At 49.9% G+C, this 20922-nt stretch carries 15 protein-coding genes; 3 read left to right on the top strand and 12 right to left on the bottom strand.

The genetic code is table 11. The annotated features are described in order from the left end of the window. Positions 1-274: 274 nt before the first annotated feature. Entirely contained in the window at positions 275-586 is a 312-nt protein-coding gene (locus CWM47_RS21940; RefSeq protein ID WP_100990335.1) for a thioredoxin domain-containing protein, read from the top strand. On the opposite strand, the gene CWM47_RS21935 is transcribed toward CWM47_RS21940, so the two are convergent. From CWM47_RS21935 to ccoS, 8 genes are all read right to left on the bottom strand, one after another. After that, positions 572-3088, bottom strand: coding sequence for a cation-translocating P-type ATPase (locus tag CWM47_RS21935; RefSeq protein WP_100990334.1), 2517 nt, complete (start codon positions 3086-3088; stop codon positions 572-574). The two genes, CWM47_RS21940 and CWM47_RS21935, sit on opposite strands and share 15 nt — an antisense overlap. A gap of 279 nt (positions 3089-3367) precedes the next feature. Next, positions 3368-4090: a sulfite exporter TauE/SafE family protein gene (locus CWM47_RS21930; RefSeq protein WP_100990333.1), complete on the bottom strand. Its 723-nt coding sequence runs from the start codon at positions 4088-4090 to the stop codon at positions 3368-3370. Between the two features lie 6 nt (positions 4091-4096). Then, positions 4097-4522, bottom strand: a complete 426-nt coding sequence (locus tag CWM47_RS21925; protein ID WP_100990332.1) for a FixH family protein — start codon at positions 4520-4522, stop codon at positions 4097-4099. Between the two features lie 140 nt (positions 4523-4662). Then, positions 4663-6123 (bottom strand): cytochrome c oxidase accessory protein CcoG, encoded by a 1461-nt coding sequence (ccoG, locus tag CWM47_RS21920; RefSeq protein WP_100990331.1) that lies wholly within the window; start codon positions 6121-6123, stop codon positions 4663-4665. A 58-nt stretch (positions 6124-6181) separates the two neighbouring features. Beyond that, on the bottom strand, positions 6182-7018 hold the full coding sequence (locus tag CWM47_RS21915) for a cbb3-type cytochrome c oxidase N-terminal domain-containing protein (protein WP_100990330.1): 837 nt from the start codon (positions 7016-7018) through the stop codon (positions 6182-6184). 14 nt (positions 7019-7032) lie between these two features. After that, a complete protein-coding gene (locus CWM47_RS38795; protein WP_170069440.1) occupies positions 7033-7203 on the bottom strand; it encodes a hypothetical protein in 171 nt (56 codons plus the stop codon). Positions 7204-7310: 107 nt separating this feature from the next. Beyond that, positions 7311-9509: a cytochrome-c oxidase, cbb3-type subunit I gene (gene ccoN / locus CWM47_RS21910; RefSeq protein WP_100990329.1), complete on the bottom strand. Its 2199-nt coding sequence runs from the start codon at positions 9507-9509 to the stop codon at positions 7311-7313. A gap of 15 nt (positions 9510-9524) precedes the next feature. Further along, positions 9525-9746: a cbb3-type cytochrome oxidase assembly protein CcoS gene (ccoS, locus tag CWM47_RS21905; RefSeq protein WP_394341947.1), complete on the bottom strand. Its 222-nt coding sequence runs from the start codon at positions 9744-9746 to the stop codon at positions 9525-9527. Positions 9747-9919: 173 nt separating this feature from the next. On the opposite strand from ccoS, the gene CWM47_RS21900 reads away from it, so the two are divergent. Continuing rightward, on the top strand, positions 9920-10669 hold the full coding sequence (locus CWM47_RS21900; protein ID WP_100990327.1) for an acyl-CoA desaturase: 750 nt from the start codon (positions 9920-9922) through the stop codon (positions 10667-10669). A 333-nt stretch (positions 10670-11002) separates the two neighbouring features. Continuing rightward, a complete protein-coding gene (locus CWM47_RS21895; RefSeq protein ID WP_100990326.1) occupies positions 11003-13798 on the top strand; it encodes a TonB-dependent receptor in 2796 nt (931 codons plus the stop codon). A 167-nt stretch (positions 13799-13965) separates the two neighbouring features. Here CWM47_RS21895 and CWM47_RS21890 read toward each other — a convergent pair whose 3' ends face one another. From CWM47_RS21890 to CWM47_RS21875, 4 genes are all read right to left on the bottom strand, one after another. Beyond that, positions 13966-14544, bottom strand: a complete 579-nt coding sequence (locus CWM47_RS21890; RefSeq protein ID WP_100990325.1) for a DUF4082 domain-containing protein — start codon at positions 14542-14544, stop codon at positions 13966-13968. A gap of 151 nt (positions 14545-14695) precedes the next feature. Further along, positions 14696-16846, bottom strand: a complete 2151-nt coding sequence (katE, locus tag CWM47_RS21885; protein ID WP_100990324.1) for a catalase HPII — start codon at positions 16844-16846, stop codon at positions 14696-14698. Between the two features lie 118 nt (positions 16847-16964). Further along, positions 16965-18137 (bottom strand): MFS transporter, encoded by a 1173-nt coding sequence (locus tag CWM47_RS21880; RefSeq protein ID WP_100990323.1) that lies wholly within the window; start codon positions 18135-18137, stop codon positions 16965-16967. Positions 18138-18299: 162 nt separating this feature from the next. Then, positions 18300-20819, bottom strand: a complete 2520-nt coding sequence (locus CWM47_RS21875; RefSeq protein WP_100990322.1) for a heavy metal translocating P-type ATPase — start codon at positions 20817-20819, stop codon at positions 18300-18302. Between the last annotated feature and the right edge of the window lie 103 nt (positions 20820-20922).

Below are 20922 nucleotides of genomic sequence, written 5' to 3'. Positions count from 1 at the left end.
CGGTGTATTGAAGTATGAATGTATATAAATTTCCCTAAAACTCATTAAACATAAAACTAAGTTTACTATCCAACTGAATTAACACCCGTGCGTACTAGGTTGAAGAAGCGAATCATCTTTGTGGTTTACCCTGGCTCCATCCGGGTAAATCTGTTAAAAATCAGTCCCCTTTTTGACTCTCATCATAGAGTTTGTAAGGCTATTGCTCCAACTTTACAGACAATTACCATTCCAGCTATACTGCTTATTAATACGACGACCGGATATATTCATCATGGATCTTACTAAACATCCCCCCATACTGATTCCCGCAAAAACGGCCGTATTATTGGCTTTTTTGCCATCAGCGAGTCGCGAGAACGGTGCCGTGTCGAAACTTGTCGACACGTTACAGCAGTACCTTGGTGAGGCAATTAAAATTTTAAAGATCGACGAAACGTTACACCCCGATGTGGTACAAAGTTTTTCAGTAGATAAATTCCCCACCTATATTCTAGTCCAACAGGGCATTGAACTATGGCGCCATGAGGGACCTTCCGACGAGGTCAACCCCGAAGCGCTATCGCTTGGTTTATCGAACGTTTGATCGCTGCCGTTTCCAGAGTTTATAGCCCTCTATCCAGCCTACACCCGCCAGCGACATCCACACACAACGACCGAGTTCATTAACCGCCAACCGGTCGAATTGAGCAAGATGCCGGGCGTCAGGCAACCATAAAATGGCCGTCAACATACCAATAGTGAGGCCCAGCATAAGCCAAAGCAGTCGATTAGGACGCCGAAGCGTTGTCAGCACCGACGCCCGGTCTGAGCGGCTCACCAGTGTAAGCCATATATTACTCAGCACAAGCGTTAGAAACGTCATGGTTCGCACGTGTTCGAGCGTGTTCCCTTCCTTCATCATCTGGTAATAAATACCCAACGTGGCCAGTGCGATGGCCAATCCCTGGAGCACCCGAAAGCTAAGTTCTCCCCCGGTAAAAAAAGTATCAGACAGTGGTCGGGGCGGCTGTTTCATCAAATCGCCTTCAGCCGGTTCGTTCTCGAAAGCAATCGAACAGGTTGGCCCCATCACCAATTCCAGAAAAATGACGTGTATAGGGCTGAACAGGTTTATGTACCGCCAGCCAAAAAGCAATGGAATAGCTACTGTCAGAATGATCGGGATATGGATCGAAACAATATAGCCAATTGCCCGCTTCAGGTTCTGGTAAATTCGTCGTCCCTGGGCAATAGCATCCACCATTCCGCTCAAATCATCGTTGACCAATACCAGCGATGCCGCTTGCCTGGCTAACTCTGTACCCCGTTTGCCCATAGCCACACCAATATGAGCAGCTTTGAGGGCCGGGCCGTCATTGACGCCGTCGCCAGTCATGGCCACCACCTCGCCAACCGCCTTCAGCGCCCGAATAACGCGCAGTTTTGCCTCAGGAAACATCCTGGCGAAGACATTAACAGAAGCAACTTCCTGCTGTAAGTCAACATCGGAAAGTGCCATGACCTGATCGCCGGTGAGGAGCCTGTCATTAGAAGGCAGTGCCACCTGACGGGCAATAGCCTGAGCCGTTTCGGGCGAATCGCCGGTAATCATTTTCACGGTAATGCCCGCCTGTCCGAACTGGCGAATAACCTTTTTTGCATTGGGTTTGGGCGGATTCTCCAGCGCTATCAATCCTTTGAATGACCACTTAAAATCATCCTGATCGGTGGGGTACGTATCGCCTGCCCAGTCGCTGCCCGCTATACCCAGCACCCGGTAACCCTGCTTTGCCAGTTCGTTTGCCTCCAGAAGTATTCGAGCCGCGTCACTTTCCGATAAATGACAGATGCGAACAATACGTTCTACAGCCCCCTTGCCCGCCACTCGTTCCGGCCCGGTATCGAGCGAATAAACGTGGGTCATCATAGGCGGTGTTCCCCCTAACGGATATTCATGAATAATAGGCCTTAGAATAGCGTCCTTTGCGTTAAAGACACGCTGATAGGCCACGACAATAGCTCGCTCCATTGAATCAAACGGCTCAGATTCACTGGCCCAGCGGGCATAGGAAAGCACAGTACGTGCCGAGCTGGTCAAGAACTGATTCAGGGATAGTTCTGTCATTGTGTTACCGTCATACAGCTTAGCGAGGGTCATACCCTCCTGGGTAATCGTACCCGTTTTATCAGTACAGATTACGGTAGCCGAGCCTACACTTTCGACGGTCTGGGGCTGTTTGGTCAGAACGCCAAACCGAATCATTCTTGCCGCTCCCAGGGCCATGAAACTGCTAAAAGCAACCGGAATTTCTTCGGGCAATACCGACATGGCGATGGTCAGCCCCAATAACAGCGAGGTGGCCCAGTTGCCGGAATGAGCAAAATTAACACCCCATACCAGCGCAAAAGCGCCAAAACCGGCAACGGCCATTCGTCGGACAAACTGGTTGATTTGCAGCTGTAAGGGTGTTTTTTCGACCTTGATAGCCTGAAGTGAACGACCCAGTTTATCCAGTTCGGTGGTACCCCCAACGGCCGTTATCCGCACATAAGCACTTCCAGACACCAGTAATGTCCCGGCAAAGAACTGATCCGTATCGGATGTTAGTTTACTTACAGGCACCGATTCACCGGTCAATATGGCTTCATCGACAGCGCAGTCGTTGGCCTGAATCAGCAGCCCATCGGCCGGAACCGTCTGCCCTTCTGTAAGCCAGACAGTATCACCTACCACAACCTGCTCTACGGCTATTGTAGTGAGCTTGCCATCACGAAGAACCGAAGCCATTGGTTGTGTAAGCTGCCGGAGGGCCAGCAGGGCCCGATCGCTGCGTATCGTTTGAAAGACCGAGATTCCCGACACAAGGCACATGGCAATACCCAGTATAATACCTTCCTGCCACTGTCCCAGCAACACATACAGTGTCCCCGCAATGGCCAGCAGAATAAACATAGGTTCGGAAACCACTTCAACAAGCAGCCGCCAACCCGTTTGGGATTCCGGCTTTGTTAGCTGATTACTACCGAATTTATTCCGGGCAGTTTCGGCCTGCACAGTCGAAAGACCGGTTAATGAATGATCTTTGGGGGGCGATTTATGACGCATGCTGAGCACAAAAAAAGATGTGCTCTAAGTTCACTCTGCCAGCGGGGCAAATGGTTGATGATTGAGAGTACAAAGCCTGATACTTGTCATACGCAGGCTTTATGCTCAGGATTATAAATACCTAAGAAAATTTTTTACCACAGAGACGGTCCGCCGTGCGGCACAGAGAGCACAGAGGTTCAAATAGGAAAGAAATTAGCCTGTTTGACCTCTGTGCTCTCTGTGCCGCACGGCGGACCGTCTCTGTGGTAAAAAATATGTTTTAATTCTGCATGATTATTAATGCGGATGGGGTGCTGAGAGCGCGGTGCTGCCATGACAAACGGGAATCTGATGTCCGTGTTCGTCGGTTATGGTGGGGTTATAAACGCCCCGCACGAGTAGTAAAAGGCCCAGCGCAACAGTAACGACGGGCACAAATAAGGTAAACCGCCGACGCAGAGCCGCCGGGAATAAGCTCGGCAAAAACCGAATCGATACCAGTGCCGGTACGGTTCCTAACCCAAACAGGGCCATATACACCGCACCGGTTGCCGCACTGCTTGTCGTTACGGCACCGGCAAGAGCTACGTAGACAAATCCACAGGGCAGCAACCCATTGAGAAATCCCAGGCCTGCAAATGCCGACAAGGTAGGATTTTGCAAAAAACGAGTCATTGGCTGAACCACCCAGCGCGTTGCCCGGCTCATGGTAAGTCCCGGAAACAGTCCCCGGTTAACCAGTGTCCAGGCCAGTAAAAACAGGCCCGCTACAATAGACACCGGGCGCTGCAAGCCAGCCAGTAATATGCCCTGCCCAATGGTGCCCATGAGCAAACCCAGGCCGGAATAGGCCAGTACCCGACCGCCATGATACAGCCCTATGGCCAGACCACGCTGCGAACGGGGCAACCGCCCTACCGGCATCGCCATAGCCAGCGGCCCGCACATGCCAACGCAGTGCAGACTCCCAACCAGGCCTGTCGTTAGTGCTGCGGCCCACCAGAGCGTGTAAATATTCATGGTAATTTATAAGGACAATTCCTGCTCAGTATAGTATTCTCGCTGATCGTCAGACCAGTTTAGTTTCACCAGCCAGCGACCCCGAGCCAGTTTAGCGGTCGACACTACTTTTGTTCCAACCTGACTGGCATCGAGCGGTATACTGAAGTCTAATTTGAGATTTGAAGGCCGATAAAAGTGGATGTCGCCCTTACGAAGCGTGGCGGGTAATTCAATAGCAAATTGATTTTTATCAGCCTGATACGTCATGTTAACAGGACTTTTCTGGCGGGCATTGATTTCGCGATCAATCTGCTGTTGATACGTCATCTCGGTCTGGTAATAATCGTCGCGTACCAGATCGACACTTTGGCGGGTCATTTTGTAAACCATCGTGCCAATAAACCCGGCAAAGACAACAAAAGTGAGTACAATTGATTTTCCCCAGTTCATAGTATTAATGATTAAGTGGAATTGGTGGAGTGAGTGGTATTGGTGGAGTGGGTGGAATTAGTGGAGTATGTGAAGTGTGTGGAGTGGTTGGTACCCGTTTTAACTTACTTCACTAATTCCACATACTTCACTTACTCCACTTACTTTACCGGCCCCAGAAAGGTTGTTTTGATCTGTTTTATGACTTTATTGTCGACCAGAATATCAATCTGCAATGGGGTACTGTTTTCCTGAATAGATTTTTCGGGCAGGTAAATAAAGAACATGCTCTTTGCCAGTTCACCCCCCGGAATGACCGAAAACGGCTGCACAAAAACCAGTTTGGCATCGGGACGGCTCAATTTGAAACGAATAGGAATTGGTTTGTAGGTCTTGTTGACCAGTTCAACCAGATACAAGTTTGATACGTTACCCCCTTTTTCGTGCTGGTATAACTGCCCCGGTGCCCGAAGTACCGTAACATCCAGCATGGGACGGCTAATAAGCATAAACCCAATAATACTCAGCAAGGCAACAAGCACCCCGGTATACGCCATGATCCGGCCCGTAAATCGGAAAGGTTTCCCTTTTTCAATACCCTCCTGGGAGTCCATGCGAATCAAACCGAGCGGGCGATTGATCTTGTGCATTATATCGTCGCAGGCATCAACGCACAGTGTACAGTTGATGCATTCCAGTTGCGTTCCATTACGTATATCAATACCCGTTGGGCAAACCTGCACGCAAAGTTTACAGTCGATACAGTCGCCTTTTGGCGGTGCGCTTTGCACTATAGGCAAGGGAATCAAGCCTGATGGAATAGCCTCTGATTGATCATCGGTATTATGCTTCACTTTTTTCCCCCGGGGTTCGCCCCGAATGAAATCATAGGCAACAATGAGTGAATTTTTATCGAGCAAAACACCCTGTAAGCGTCCATACGGGCAAATAGTTGTGCAGACAATTTCGCGCAGACGGGCAAAAACGAGGTAGAATACACCCGTAAACACCAGCATGGATGAGAGCCCGGCTAAATGCTCGCCGGGATTATCCGTAATGAGCCTGTACCACTGATCGCGACCGATCATGTAGGCCAGAAAGGTATTACTAATGGCAAAAGCAATAACTAGAAAAACAGCATGCTTAATACCCTTTTTAACTATTTTTTCGGTTGTCCAGGGGCCATTATCCAGCCGTTGACGCGCGTTATAATCGCCTTCGATCAGGACTTCGATTTTACGGAAGATCATTTCCATAAAAATCGTTTGCGGACAAGCCCAGCCGCACCACACCCGTCCGTACAGCACCGTGAACAGGATAACAAATACAATGAACGTGATAAGGCCGAAGGCAACCAGATAAAAATCCTGAGGCCAGAACGTAACTCCAAAAAAGATAAACCGACGTTCGAGTACATTGAACATGAACAACGGATGTCCATCAACCCACACAAACGGCCCGGCAAACAAACCTACCAGTAAAACAATGGCCACAACCGTGCGCCAGCGGGTAAAACGACCCGTGATACTACGGGGGTAAAGCCAGCGCCGATGGCCCGACGAGTCGGACGTGGGCAGTACGTTGCGAAAATTAGCTGGAGGGGGAATTACGTTGACACTCATCTTTTTAAAGCTCAACGGCCCGAAAAAAAATGGCTCGGGCCGTTGTCCATTTGTCTTATTAGCGCATGGCTACCGGAGCGGCACCAGCTTCTTTTTCACCCTGTGGCTCTTTTGCTCCGGCTGGGTTCGAGCCCTGAAGCGAAAGTATGTAACTGGCAACCTGCTGCACCTGGAGCGGGTTAAGTTGCTTTTTCCAGGAGATCATACCTTTTTCGGGTACGCCTTCTGTAATGGTATGGAAAACGGCTTTTACATTACCGCCGTGCAGCCAGAAAGGGTCTGTCAGGTTTGGCCCTACTTTACCTTCGGCACTGGCACCATGACAGGCAACGCAGTATTGGGCAAAGAGCGTCTTACCGGCATCAACAGCTTTGGCGTCTTTCATCAGGGTTACAGTATTCTCGTTGATCGAGCCCGCCACTTTGCTGATGTACTCTTCACGCGCTTTATCGGCAATAGCCATTTCCTGCGTGTATTCGTTAACCATAACCTTGCCATCACCAATGATGTGGTACGAGACCATATAGATCACAGCGAAAATAATTGAGCTATAGAACAACCACATGAACCAGGGTGGTGTTGGGTTGTCGAGTTCGGCAATGCCATCGTAGGCATGTTCCATTACCAGTTCATGTTCCTGTTCCAGGGGTTTCATGCCTGTTATCTGTTGAAGGAACGTCTTATGGCTAACGACCTGGTCAACAACTTCAGGAGCTAAAACCTTCTTGAGAACAAGAAACATATACAAGGCTACAAAGCCTACTACTACCATGCCCGCCAGAAGGATCAGGGCCAGCATGATAATCAACAAATCCTGACCCGACGATACAGTCCACATGGATGGAGTCGGCTCCAGGGCCAGCAGCCCGCTAGTAAATAATATAACTAAGTTCATGGAGAAGAATGGTGTTAATCGGTTGGCGAATCATCGAGCGGCAGTTGGCCCATCTGTTTAATGTACGTCTTGTCAACCAGAAGGAGATACAGGCCAACCAGCGCAAAAAAGGCAAAGAAGGTGAGAAACGAGCCGACCATATAAACATCGGCACCGGGTATTTTGGAGATAAATTGTTTGAACATGGCTTTTTTTAGTATTGGGAGCGAGGAGTAAGGAGTGAGGAGGGCTGACGCTTACTCTTGCTGACGCGAAAGCAACTCCTCACTACTCGCTCCTGCATACTAACTCCTTATTTTTGACTTGTTTCCATTTTCTTAATATCCGTTCCTAACCGTTGCAGGTAGCCAATCAGGGCAACGATCTCCTTATCGGGGGCTACCTTAATACCATCTTTAGCCAGTTGGTCACTTACGCCCTTCGCCTGTTTTTCTAACTCAACATTAGCGTTGTAGACCGTGAAGTCAGAGTAAGGAACACCCACTTTGCGCAGGGCAGCGAGTTTATCCGATGTGTTCGAAACGTCGAGTTTCTGCTCCAGCAACCAGGGGTAAGGCGGCATAATTGAGCCCGGCGACATGGATGTTGGTTCACGCATGTGGTGGTAGTGCCAAGAGTCGGGGTACTTGCCGCCGATGCGGTGAAGATCCGGTCCGGTACGTTTGCTACCCCACAGGAATGGGTGGTCATAAACAAATTCACCCGCTTTCGAATATTCGCCATAACGCTCTGTTTCTGAGCGGAACGGCCGAACCATCTGGCTGTGGCAGTTCACGCAACCTTCACGAATGTAGAGGTCACGACCCTGCACTTCAAGCGCCGTATACGGCTGAACAGCCGAAATGGTAGGCACATTGGATTGCACCATAAAGGTTGGAATCAGCTCGATCATGGAGCCAATCAAAATAACGACCAGTGAGCCAATCAGGAACGGAATAGGTTTCCGTTCGAGCCAGCGGTGCCAGAAGGTATCGCCACCGGTAGGCACGTAGGCAACCGCAAGGGCAGGTGCTTCGGCGGCTTCATTGGCAACCAGCTTACCAGCGGCCATCGTTTTGAAGATATTAACGGCCATCAGAATAGCCCCCGTCAGGTAGAGCGTGCCACCAAAGGCCCGCATCATGTGCATAGGCAGCAATTGCAGCGTCGTTTCCAGAAAGTTAGGGTATTTCAGAACACCCTCAGCTGTAAATTCTTTCCACATCATACCCTGGGTAAAGCCCGAGATATACATAGGAACAGCATAGAACAGAATACCCAGCGTAGCGATCCAGAAGTGGATGGCCATCAGTTTTTTCGAGTATAGCTCCGTGCGATATATACGCGGAATGAGCCAGTACAGAATAGCAAAAACCAGGAAGCCATTCCAGCCTAAAGCACCCACGTGCACGTGGGCTACGATCCAGTCGGTAAAGTGGCCAATGGCGTTCACGTTCTTGAGCGACAATAGGGGGCCTTCGAAGGTGGCCATGCCATAGGCCGTCACGCCTACCACCATGAATTTCAGGATGGTATCTTCACGTACCTTGTCCCAGGCACCACGCAGGGTGAGCAGACCGTTGATCATACCGCCCCAGGATGGCGCAATAAGCATGATGGAGAAAGCGGTTCCCAGCGATTGCGCCCAATCGGGTAGCGACGAATAAAGTAAATGGTGAGGACCGGCCCAGATGTATAAAAAAATCAAGGCCCAGAAGTGCAGAATCGATAGTTTGTACGAATAAACAGGCCGTTTAGCCATCTTGGGCAGGAAGTAATACATCATTCCCAGAAACGGCGTAGTCAGGAAGAACGCTACGGCATTGTGACCATACCACCACTGAACAAGCGCATCCTGTACGCCAGCATACAGATAGTAGCTTTTGAACAGGCTAACCGGCATTTCGAAGGAGTTCACAATGTGCAGTACGGCAATTGTTACGAACGTTGAGATGTAAAACCAGATGGCTACATACAGGTGACGTTCCCGACGTTTGATAATCGTACCGAACATATTGATCCCGAACACAACCCAGATCAACGTGATGGCAATATCGATAGGCCATTCAAGTTCGGCGTATTCGTGCGAAGTGGTCAGCCCCAGGGGTAATGTCAAAACAGCCGATACTATGATCGCCTGCCAGCCCCAGAAGTGAATTTTACTCAGCACATCGCTAAACATCCGGGCTTTACAGAGCCGCTGGAGCGAATAATAAACGCCCATAAAAATGGCGTTACCCACAAAGGCGAAAATGACCGCGTTGGTGTGCAAGGGCCGAATCCGTCCGAAGGTCGTGTACTGATTGCCAAGGTTGGCGGCTGGTGCAAACAACTGGCTGGCAATTATAACACCGACCAGCATACCAATTACCCCCCAAATGATGGTGGCTATGGCAAAATTACGGACCGTGGTGTTGTCATACGCAAAGTACTCAACAGGCGGTGTGTCTGCTTTCCCAAGCTGGGTTCGATCAGACGAGATAATTGTGGGCGGTTTCTGTGAAACATTCATAGTGGTAACAGACTGTTAAACGGGGGTATCAGTGGAGGCAGTGGTTGGTTCATTGTCATCGACCAGCATTCGCATAGCGGGTGTATACAAATCGTCTTGCTGGCCGCTGCGCATTGACCACAGAAAAGCGCCGAGAAACCCCATTGCCATCAGCAGACTAATGCCGATCATAAAGAAAATAACATGCATATCCGTAAGCGTTTGCTGGCCCAAAAGTGCGGGTAATCTGATGGGCAACGTATGAGTTTCATCAGGCAAACAACTGATAAAATTCAAGCTGAAAACGAGCTAATTAATCTCATCTTCGTATCTGACAGAAGTCAGTTCCCGCACTTCCAGGAGCCGCTACTTTTACGGCCGGAATTCGCTTAACTCCCCTTACCCGGCTTCCATCGGGCTCCTGTTTACGAATGATTATTCTTGCTTTTTTTCTTGCGCATTGGTATCTCTCGGTACTCATGCAGACGCTCTTCCTCCACCGCTATGCTGCCCACCAGATGTTCACCATGAGCAAAGGATGGGAAAAAGTTTTTTACGTTCTGACATTCATCAGCCAGGGTTCTTCCTTTCTAAGCCCCCGCGCCTACGGCATCATGCACCGGCTGCACCACGCCCATGCCGATACAGAGAATGACCCGCATTCGCCGGATTATTCTAAAAACCTATTCGATATGATGTGGAAGACCCGAACCTATTATAACGATATCCTGAACAACCGCGATTCGATTCCGGCGAAGTTCAAAAAGGGGGTTCCAAACTGGCCGTGGATGGAACGTTTAGGTGATCAATGGCTGGTACGGGTAGCCTGGATGACGGCTTACACGCTGTTTTATATCCAGTTCGCAACATCCCCCTGGTTATTTCTGTTGCTCCCTTTCCACTTTTTGATGGGCCCGGTTCACGGTGCCATCATCAACTGGTATGCCCACCGCTATGGCTACATCAACTTCGAAGTGGACGATACAGCCAGGAACCTGCTGCCGTTCGACTTCCTGATGATGGGTGAGTCATACCACAACAATCACCACAAATATGGCGGTCGAGCCAATTTTGGTGGATTTCGCTGGCACGAGTTCGACCCCGCCTATCCATTATTGAAACTATTGAATGCCCTTAAAATCGTGAAATTGCGTGTAGGGCGCGACGAAGCGTATATGTGAGTTGGTTCGTTTGTAATAGAACGGCGTTCCGCCTGGGCTGTGGCCTTTTGAGCGGAACGCCGTTTTTGTATATAATTGGGAGATCGGCTACCAAGCAAATGAATGTATCGGTGTAGATACATGATAATACAGTATATCCAACATGATTACTCAAAATCTTATTAAACAATAATTTTACTATTTATGAATAAATCAAAACATTATTTTATTAATTGAAATGAAAACAATTCTTTTGGAGCTACAGAATTAATTGTACCTAATAAAAAGGATATTTAACTTTGTCAGATATACTCATTTCCCATACATTTACAGTCTAACTATTATATAACCAGTATGATCAAATATCGTTTACTTATCAACTCACTCTGTACAATAGGTTTTCTTATTTGCCTTTCATTAGGCAATGCACAGGCACAGTCCCTTTTGAAAGGAATTGTTCGGGATGCGCTTAAAGAACCTATTGTAGGCGCAACTATCGCACTCAAAGGGACCACAACGGGCACAACGACCGATGCGAACGGTGCCTATACGTTACGGCTGGCCAATGGCAGCTATCAGGTTGTTTACTCCTTTGTGGGCTTAACAACGGTAACAAAAACAGTGAGCATAGCGGGTAGCGATGTTACGCTCGATGTGGCCCTCGATGCGTCCTCGGCAGACCTGGCCGAAGTGGTGGTAGTGGGTAGCCGCGCTTCACAGCGTTCATTGATCGACTCACCCGTGCCCGTCGATATTATTTCCGCCAACGACCTGAGAACGACCGGACAGCCTACGTTCGACAGATCGTTGCAGTATCGTGTGCCTTCGTTCAACACCGTTAACACCCCCGTTAACGATGCCACTACCCTTCTTGACCCCTGGGAACTCCGCAACATGGGCCCCAGCCGGACATTGATCCTCATCAACGGAAAACGCAAAAACCTGAGTTCACTGTTATATGTGCAGTTCTCACCGGGTCGTGGCGAAACAGGCGTCGACATTTCGGCCATTCCACAGCAGGCCATCAAACGCGTTGAAATTTTGCGCGATGGTGCCTCGGCCCAGTATGGTTCCGATGCCATTGCCGGGGTAATGAACATAATCCTGAAAGATAAATTCGACTATACCAGCGTTAACCTGAACACGGGTGTCACGTCAAAAGGTGACGGCGGCATGTATAACCTGGCCCTCAATGGTGGCAGCAACGTTGGCAGTAGAGGATTTGTCAATTACACCGTCGACTTCATGCAGCAGAACAGTGCCGTTCGGTCGGGCATTGTCGATGTACCCACCGAGATTGCTACGTTTGGTGGCGATGCCGCCCAGAATGCGCTGATCACGAACTACCTGAAAGATTACCCTACCGCCAACAACGTGAACGGTACGGGGGCCACAAAAGCGGCCCGCTTCCTGATCAACGCCAGTATACCCATTGGCGATAAACTTGATCTGTACGGTAACGCAGCTATGGTTGTGAAACGGGTAGCTAGTTTTGCCAACTATCGTCCCCCTTACTGGCGGCAGGATCGCGGCTTGCTGCACAGCATTACCGACAACGGCGGCAAAAACTACCTGACACAGGCCACGCTTGCTTTCCCAACCGAAGACAATGTTGATCTGTACAAAGGGTATATCGGTTATGGGCCAACATTTGAAGGTAATCTGATCGACTACAATGCAACGGTAGGTGTAAAAGGCGAAACCAACGGATGGAAACATGATGCCAGCTTAACTACCGGTTTCAATGAGCAGGTCTATACAGTAGAGAACACTGTAAACCGCACCCTAGGAAAATCCAGTCCAACACGCTTCAAACCAGGCGGCTACCAGTTCGGGCATCTTGTTGGCAACATCGATGTATCCAAACAGGTGACCGACAAATTAGGTATCGCTTTCGGTATTGAGGGCCGGACAGAGAAATACACGATCCTTGCAGGAGATGACGCATCGTACGACGGCGAAGGGGCCAATTCATTCCCCGGTATCAATAAGCTGAACGCTGGAACAAACCAGCGTTTCAACATCGGTGCCTACGCCGATGTGAGTTATGACGTTACCAAAAACTTCCTGTTGAACGGTACTGCCCGTACAGAAAGCTATAGCGATTTCGGCACAGCCAATGTCTGGAAGCTATCATCGCGCTATAAATTTGCGGATGACAAAGTGGTGTTGAGAGCTTCGGCCTCAACGGGATTCCGGGCCCCTACCCTGCACCAGATCTACGCACAGTCGGTTCAGGCGGCCTTTGTGGGTGGTACCATCCAATTGTCGGGCTTATTCAACAACCGCAGTTCGCAGGCTAGTTTGCTGGGTATTCCTCCGCTGAAGCCGGAGAAATCGACCAACTACACGGTAGGTCTTGCGTTGAATCCAACGAAAAACCTGACTATCACGCTGGATTACTTTAACATTAACGTAACCGACCGTATCGTTTATAGCTCATCCATCTCGTCGTCGGACCCCAACAGTACACTGGGCAAGATTTTGACTCAGGCGGGTGTCAAAACGGTTCAGTTCTTCATTAACGGTATCAACACGGTTAATGCCGGTCTTGACTATGTCGTTTCTTACCGGAACATCAGCCTCGGTGCCGGTAAGTTAGGGTTGAACGTAGCGGGTAACATCATGCTGGAAAACAAAATTCTGGGTACACCCGCCGATCCGCCGGCCATCAAAGAGGCAGGTTCAAGCATCCTGAACACGCAGATCAAATCATTGCTCACCGAGAGTCGTCCAAAATATAAAGTAATCTTTGGTGGTGATTATTCGATAGCCAGGTGGAATATCAATCTGAACAACACCCTGTTTGGCTCAACCTCATTCCAGGATCTGGATAACGGCGGCTCGGCAATGGAGAACATCAAAGCTACGTTTACACCAGCCGTTGTTACTGATTTGAGCGTTGGCTATAGCTTCTCCAAAAAAGTCTCGGCTACTATAAACGTAAACAACCTGCTGAATGTATTGCCTAAATGGGATTTAGTAGCCCTGAACGACGCGGGAGCACAAGCCATTGCCAAACCCGCCGACAAAGCGTTATTGCGTGGCTTCCTGGGCTTTAGTGGTCGTTACGACATTCTGGGGTATAACGGTTCGCAGTTCAGCCAGCTGGGCACGACCTTCAATGCCAACGTGAACGTCAAGTTCTAAGCGACAGGGAAAATAATGGAGAGTGTAGAATGAATAATTGTATCAATCAGGAAATTATCATTCTTCATTAAGAACCTGTTTAAACAGGTCTCAAGCAAAAAAAGGGTTCTCTACTACAGAGAGCCCTTTTTTTGCTTGAGACGTTAAAATCGAGGAAGGGTTTAGGATCAATCGGGTATGAACGTGAACTCAGGATATCCGTACAGTTCATATTTGACATTGGTAGTAACATCGGGGAACAAAGCGGTAGCCGTGTTGCGATAGCAGGCATTGTATACCAGTATGCTCCCCTTTGTAAATGGCATGAAATCGACACTACCTGTTTTGTAGGCGAAGCCATACTTCTTATTCACCCCGCCCGACTGGCTATTGATGCTGATCACATACTTTTTGTTAGCCGACAGGGCCAGCGACTCAACGTCATTCAAGGTAAGTTTGTCAGGCGCAGTTTGCTCTATAGATTTTTGACGTAGTACCTGCTTTGTATCAAAGTCCCACACGATGATCCGGTAGGAGCCCGGCTCCGGCATCTTACTACCGACCTGCGTTAATTTACCCGCCACCGACGAACTGAATACCACACCCAACTCCCAGGGACCCGACGTGCGTGACCCCGACGTAATGGCATTTTCGGCATTGATAAAGGTAGTTAACGCGTTTTCTGTTGGTTTTACGGTTTCTTTAGTTGCGCAACCGCTGAGGCTCGCTACTCCCAGTAGCATGCCAAAAAGTAATCCTGTTCTCATGATTCAGATAAATTATTTGTTCTAAACCATTGGTCGCAGGGCTACTCGTAAACGGCAACAGATGAAAGCAGGCATTGAGCGAACGGTAAATCAAAAAGGGCTACCATCGCTGGCAGCCCCTGTCAATCCTATACAATTACGACCCGCTTACTTACACGAGTACTTTTTCCCGGCTCCAGAAGCGGTGCTGACCGATAGCCTCAATGAATTTCTGAGGAACCTCACTACTTGACTGATCGCTGGTGATAACGCCGTCACTGCTTAGTAACGTTGCGGCACCGCCAGTAGCAGCAGCTTTCAGCAAATCCACCCCTTCGCCTGTAGCAGCAATGGGTTTGCAATGCATGAAGGCTTCATGAATGAACCGGATGGATTCGTCTTCCTGCAAAAGCGATTTGACGCTGGCCTGACCACCGGGCACATACACAGCATCGAACACGACCGACGCCGACGTTTGCAGGCTGCCGTCAATTTTGACCATCTCACCAGTCGACGTCTTGAGCATACCCACCCGTGGTGCAATAATAGCAATAACAGCCCCCTCTGCCGACAAAGCGTTTTTCATTGCTTCCAGGTCAGTAGCGTCTACTCCATCAGCCGCCAGAATAGCTACCTGACGGGTCTTTATGCCCACTTTTGGCGGGTTGGCCATGCTCAACGCTGCCGAACTGCCTACATTCGACTGAGCGGGAATGGACTTATACTCCTCCGGATCAACGTCGGCGGGGACACCCCAGTTTAGCTGTACCCCATCTGCCGATGGCACCTCAAGGCCCAAGCCTTCGGCAACAAGCGTGGCCAGTGTCGTGTCAACTTGAGACAATTGGATAACGATCCGTTTGCGAATTTCTTCGGCCTCTACTTTACCTAACTCAAAGCGAAGGGCTTTTACAATGTGCGTTTTTTCGGTATCCGACTGACTGTTCCAGAATAATTTAGCCTGGCTGTAGTGATCCATGAAGCTCTTACTCCGCGCACGCACTTTGTTCGCGTCGATGCGTTCAGGGTAACTTGAAAAACCACCGTCTTTTTCCCCTGCCTGAGCGGGTGAATTACCGTTAAGCGTATTAGGACTATAGCTGGTCTTGCCAACATTAATGGCCTGGCGCATGTGTCCGTCGCGCTGCCCGTTGTGAATGGGTACGATGGGGCGGTTGATGGGAATTTCGTGGAAATTTGGTCCACCAAGCCGTTTCAATTGCGTATCTGTATACGAGAACAAACGCCCCTGCAACAGCGGATCATTGCTGAAATCTATGCCGGGAACCACATGGCCCAAATGGAAAGCAACCTGCTCGGTTTCAGCAAAATAATTGTCGGGATTGCGGTCAAGCACCATCTTACCAAGGCGTTGAACCGGCACCAGTTCTTCGGGAATGAGTTTTGTCGAATCCAGTAGATCGAAGTCAAATTTATGCTCGTCGGCCTCGTCCACAATCTGAACGCCCAATTCCCATTCAGGGTAAGCCCCTCCTTTAATCGAGTCCCATAGATCGCGACGGTGGAAATCAGCATCGCGGCCCGAGATAAGTTGTGCTTCATCCCAAACCACCGAGTGAACGCCCAGAAGCGGTTTCCAATGAAACTTCACAAAGCTGGATTTGCCTTCGGCGTTAATAAACCGGAATGTATGAACGCCAAAACCTTCCATCATCCGGTAACTCCGGGGTAAGGAGCGGTCAGACATAACCCACATAATCATGTGCATCGACTCGGGGGTGATCGAGATAAAATCCCAGAAGGTATTATGCGCAGAGGCCGCCTGTGGAATTTCGTTGTGCGGTTCGGGTTTTACGGCATGAATCAGGTCAGGGAACTTGATAGCATCCTGAATGAAGAAGACCGGTATGTTATTACCAACCAGATCGAAGTTACCTTCTTCGGTGTAAAACTTGACGGCAAACCCGCGAACATCACGCGCCAGATCGCTCGAGCCGCGCGAACCGGCCACAGTGGAAAACCGTACAAATACGGGCGTTTTTAAGGAAGGGTCCTGTAAGAATTTCGCTTTGGTTAGATTGCCCTGCGACTCATAGGCCTGAAAATAGCCATGAGCCGCTGCACCACGGGCGTGTACAATACGCTCAGGAATACGCTCATGGTCGAAATGCGTGATTTTCTCCCGAAGGATAAAGTCCTCCAGTAGCGTGGCTCCGCGTGGACCAGCTTTCAGCGAATTTTGATCATCGCTGACCCGTAAGCCCTGGTTTGTTGTCAGAAATTCATCGGTACTATATTCCCGATTCTTCTCCAATTCCTCAATTTTGTCGTTTGTGTTGGTTTTGTTGTTTTCCGTAGGCATGATACTCTTTGTTAGTCCTTTTACTCTATAGAAAGACCGGGCGTATCATTTTGTTTGTGTCATTCAGTAATTTAATGCCATTGTGCGGAAATGGTCTACGTATGATTCTTTGCGCTGACTAGCCCGCCTTTCTCATTGCCAGGAGCCCTACCAATGGGCCGGGAAGAAGGATATAGAACAGCCAGCCCGAGACGCCCACATGAGCGACCAGCCAGGCCATCAACTGAATAGACAGCACCGTTAGCAGAAAGCCAAAGCAGGTAACAAGGGTTAGAATGCTGCCCCGATTATCACCGGCGGCACGGCTGGCAACGAGGGTTGAAAACTGTGGAGAGTCACCAGCAGCACTGGCCCCCCATACCAGTAAAAACAAGCCAAACAACAGGGGCGGTACTGCTACAAACAGGGGTACCAGCATGATACACAAGCCCGAAACCAGCAATAAAAACCGGGCTACCCGTGCGCTGCCAACTCGCAGGGCAACATAGCCTCCGCCTACACAGCCTATAGCCCCGGCAGCAATAGCCCCAAACGTCCACAATGGATTGCTTATCGCCAATTCAGGGTGATGTTGCTCATAGTAGCGAATCAGGATGGGAAGAAAAGCCCAAAATGTGTATAACTCCCACATATGGACAAAATAGCCTAGCATAGCCGGTCGATAAGCCGAAGGTTTTCCTAAAGAAAGCAGCGTTTGATAGCGAAAGAAGCTGCCGCCAAACGGGATGGTGTTGGCCGGTACAAAAGCAACCAGTAACACGCCACCGCTAACGGCCAGTGCACTTACCGATAGCATTAGCGTATGATAGGGTAAATTACCGCCCAATCCACGGATTAGGTAAGGGAAGGCAGTGCCCAGTACCAGTGCCCCAACCAGGAAACCCATTGCCCGCCCCAGCACAGATGTAAACCGGTCGGCGGCAATCTTCATCCCAACGGGGTAAACGCCTGCCAGAAAAAAGCCGGTCATGAACCGGCTGGCGACAATTGTTTCCGCGTTGAGCGGAAGAAATAGCCAGACGACATTGACCGAGGCCGCCAGCGCAACGGATACCAGAAACACATAGGTCGACCGGAAACGATCCGGTATAGCAAAAAGAGCATAAAGAAGCGTTCCGCTGATAAAGCCAATTTGTACTGCCGATGTAATCCAGCTAACGAGCCCCGAAGACTTCAGCAGCGGTTGCAGTTCGGGCAGGATTGCATTACCGGCAAACCAGAGGGAAGTACCGGCAAACTGAGCAAAAACAACAACAAGTAATTGACGATTGATACGTGCAGACGGAAGCATCGCCAAAGATAGGCAAGTGAGCGCCATCTGGCGCGAGCATTTGCTCGTGCCTGTTCATAGAGCCAGCATTCGCTGGCATTTAATTGAACTGTGCTGCCAGCGAATGCTGGCTCTATAAACAGGCACGGGTAAATACCCGCGCCAGATGCGCCAGACAGATACTTACAACTTCTTCCAGCGCATGCCTACTGTGGCAATCAGCAACATGGATGCCGAACTGACCGGCATCAGAATAGCGGCAACAACCGGCGACAGATTGCCCGTTAATGCATAAGACAGGCCAATGAAATTGTAGAGCAGCGACACCACAAAACTGACGTGGATCAGACGCATACCAAACCGACTATACCCCAGAAAATCAGGCAGTTTAGCCAACGATGACGCTTCCAGAATGGCATCGCTGGCGGGTGTAAATTGAATCGTATCGTCGGTAACGGCAATACCAACATCGGCTTGTTTGAGAGCTCCGGCATCGTTCAGCCCATCGCCAACCATCAGCACTCGGTGGCCCTGCTCCTGTAGTTGCCGTACCACATCCAGCTTCTGTTGCGGCTGGCAGTCGAACGTCATATTGGCCTGCGCAAACCAGAGGGCCAGTTCGGGGCGCGATGCCGCGTTATCGCCCGACAGCAGGTATAGTTTGTGTGTCGATTTGAGGGTAGCCAACATCGCATCGAGGCCGGTGCGATACTGATTCGGGAAATGAAAACAACCCCGGTAATTTTTCTCGATTGTAACGTAAACGGCGGCTCCACTGGTTTGTGTCGATGCAGAGCGGGGCAACTCTGCCCAGGGGTTTACAAACGAGTACGACCCCACTTTCACGACCCAGCCATCTACCATACCCTGCACACCATGACCCGGCACTTCGGTATATCCCTCTACTATCATGGGTTTGGCACTGGCTAAGGCAGTTGTTAATTTCCGGCTAAGGGGGTGAGTCGACTGCCGAACCAGCGATAGCACCAGCGACCGTTCGTAATCTGTTAATGGCTGTTCAAAAGACTCATTTACAGTGGCCTGTGTCGTGGTGGTGAGCGTACCGGTCTTGTCGAAAACGATGGTATCGCAGTTGGCCATTTGCTCAATGACTTCGGCATTTTTCAGGTACAGTTTCTGTTGGCTCAGCTTTCGAATTCCATTTCCAAGGGCAAACGGATACGAGAGCGAGAGCGCACACGGACAGGCGATAATGAGCACCGCCGTAAAGGCATTGACCGCCCGCGCCGGGTCCTGTGTGTACCAGTACGCTCCAATAAGGGTGGCTAGGGTAATGACCGTTAGGGTAAAATATTTACCGACCGCATCGGCGAAGGTGTGCATACGGGATGTTTCGCCCTTGCGGAAAGCGTCGTTGTTCCAGAGCTGAGTCAGGTAACTTTGCGACACATCGCGCACAACCTCCAGTTCAATTGCCTCGCCAAGCTGCTTGCCGCCCGCGTAGACCAACGCCCCCGGCGATTTATACTCCGGCTCCGACTCACCCGTTACAAAACTGTAGTCGATCATGGCCTGACCCTTATAGAGCATGCCATCGGCCGGAATCAATTCCTGATTACGCAGCCGGATGCGGTCACCTTTCCGCAACTGCGATACGGGTATAACCTGCTCGGCAGTAGGTCGTGAAGGCCCATTGGCCGGACTTGCCTCTCCCTCGGCTTTACGCCCCAGAAGGGTAACAGCCATTGGGAAATAAGATTTATAGTCGCGTTCGAACGACAGAAATTCGTGGGTGCGCTGCTGGAACCATTTACCGCATAACAGGAAAAATACCAGCCCCGTCAGCGAATCGAAATAGCCCGCACCGTTGAGAATCAGCACTTCGTAAGTTCCCCGAAAAAAGGCCATCAAAATACCCAGCAGAATAGGAAAATCAATATTGACAACCCCCTTTTTCAGACTCGTCCAGACCGAATCGAAATAGCCCGACGCCGAATAGAACACAACGGGTATGGCCAGAATGATATTGAGAATACCAAAGAGATGCGTAAATGACGCATCGTCCAGACCGAGGTATTCCGGGAAGCTGAACAGCATAATATTGCCCGAACAAAAACCAGCAACGGCCAGTCGATACAACAGGGGCCGATAAGATGGCTTTTGTTGTTCTTTTACCACATCGTTGAGGCTAATGAGCGGCTCGTAGCCAATGGAACTGAGCAGTTCAACGACTTGCCGGAGCGTCAATTTATCGGGCTGATAGGTCAGGTGAACCTGTTTTTTCATGAAATCAACCCGCGATTGCTGAACGCCGGGGTGAATTTTATAGAGATGTTCGAGCAGCCACAAACAGGAGCTACAGTGAATAGTGGGCACATAAAACGTAACCTTGGCCACTGTATCGCTGGAAAACTCCAGTAACTGGGCCATAATGTCGGGGTGGTCCAGAAATTCGAGCCGGGCCTGACTCGCACTTTCTGTTTCGAGACGTGTACCCGGCCGACTACCTTCATCTTCCTGCTCAATGGAGTAATATTGGCAAAGCTGATGCTGGCTTAGAATAGAATAGACTGTTTTGCAGCCATCGCAGCAAAAATGTTTCTCGTCAAACTTGATGTCGTGTTCAGTGCAGTCATTGCCACAGTGGTAGCAGCCAGTTACTGAGATTGTTGCCCCAACGGATGTTGCCCCAACGGATGTTGCCCCAACGGATGTTGCCCCAACGGATGTTGCCGTATTCATGCCTTAGAAATTTGGGGGCAAGTTGGCAGCCGACGCCTTGCCAAACCCTGATGATCGTCACAACTTTCCCTGATACGACTCAGGGTTTGGCATTGCTAGCTGA

Origin of the sequence: Spirosoma pollinicola (assembly GCF_002831565.1) — a bacterium.
Classification (GTDB): Bacteria; Bacteroidota; Bacteroidia; order Cytophagales; family Spirosomataceae; genus Spirosoma; species Spirosoma pollinicola.
This window is presented reverse-complemented; position numbering and strand designations above follow the sequence as displayed.

What these genes read in the sequence shown, in the direction of transcription:
- CWM47_RS21940 (WP_100990335.1), top strand. Translation starts at nt 275, where the DNA reads ATGGATCTTACTAAACATCCCCCCATACTGATTCCCGCAAAAACGGCC.
- CWM47_RS21935 (WP_100990334.1), bottom strand. Translation starts at nt 3,088, where the DNA reads ATGCGTCATAAATCGCCCCCCAAAGATCATTCATTAACCGGTCTTTCG.
- CWM47_RS21930 (WP_100990333.1), bottom strand. Translation starts at nt 4,090, where the DNA reads ATGAATATTTACACGCTCTGGTGGGCCGCAGCACTAACGACAGGCCTG.
- CWM47_RS21925 (WP_100990332.1), bottom strand. Translation starts at nt 4,522, where the DNA reads ATGAACTGGGGAAAATCAATTGTACTCACTTTTGTTGTCTTTGCCGGG.
- ccoG (WP_100990331.1), bottom strand. Translation starts at nt 6,123, where the DNA reads ATGAGTGTCAACGTAATTCCCCCTCCAGCTAATTTTCGCAACGTACTG.
- CWM47_RS21915 (WP_100990330.1), bottom strand. Translation starts at nt 7,018, where the DNA reads ATGAACTTAGTTATATTATTTACTAGCGGGCTGCTGGCCCTGGAGCCG.
- CWM47_RS38795 (WP_170069440.1), bottom strand. Translation starts at nt 7,203, where the DNA reads ATGTTCAAACAATTTATCTCCAAAATACCCGGTGCCGATGTTTATATG.
- ccoN (WP_100990329.1), bottom strand. Translation starts at nt 9,509, where the DNA reads ATGAATGTTTCACAGAAACCGCCCACAATTATCTCGTCTGATCGAACC.
- CWM47_RS21900 (WP_100990327.1), top strand. Translation starts at nt 9,920, where the DNA reads ATGATTATTCTTGCTTTTTTTCTTGCGCATTGGTATCTCTCGGTACTC.
- CWM47_RS21895 (WP_100990326.1), top strand. Translation starts at nt 11,003, where the DNA reads ATGATCAAATATCGTTTACTTATCAACTCACTCTGTACAATAGGTTTT.
- CWM47_RS21890 (WP_100990325.1), bottom strand. Translation starts at nt 14,544, where the DNA reads ATGAGAACAGGATTACTTTTTGGCATGCTACTGGGAGTAGCGAGCCTC.
- katE (WP_100990324.1), bottom strand. Translation starts at nt 16,846, where the DNA reads ATGCCTACGGAAAACAACAAAACCAACACAAACGACAAAATTGAGGAA.
- CWM47_RS21880 (WP_100990323.1), bottom strand. Translation starts at nt 18,137, where the DNA reads ATGCTTCCGTCTGCACGTATCAATCGTCAATTACTTGTTGTTGTTTTT.
- CWM47_RS21875 (WP_100990322.1), bottom strand. Translation starts at nt 20,819, where the DNA reads ATGAATACGGCAACATCCGTTGGGGCAACATCCGTTGGGGCAACATCC.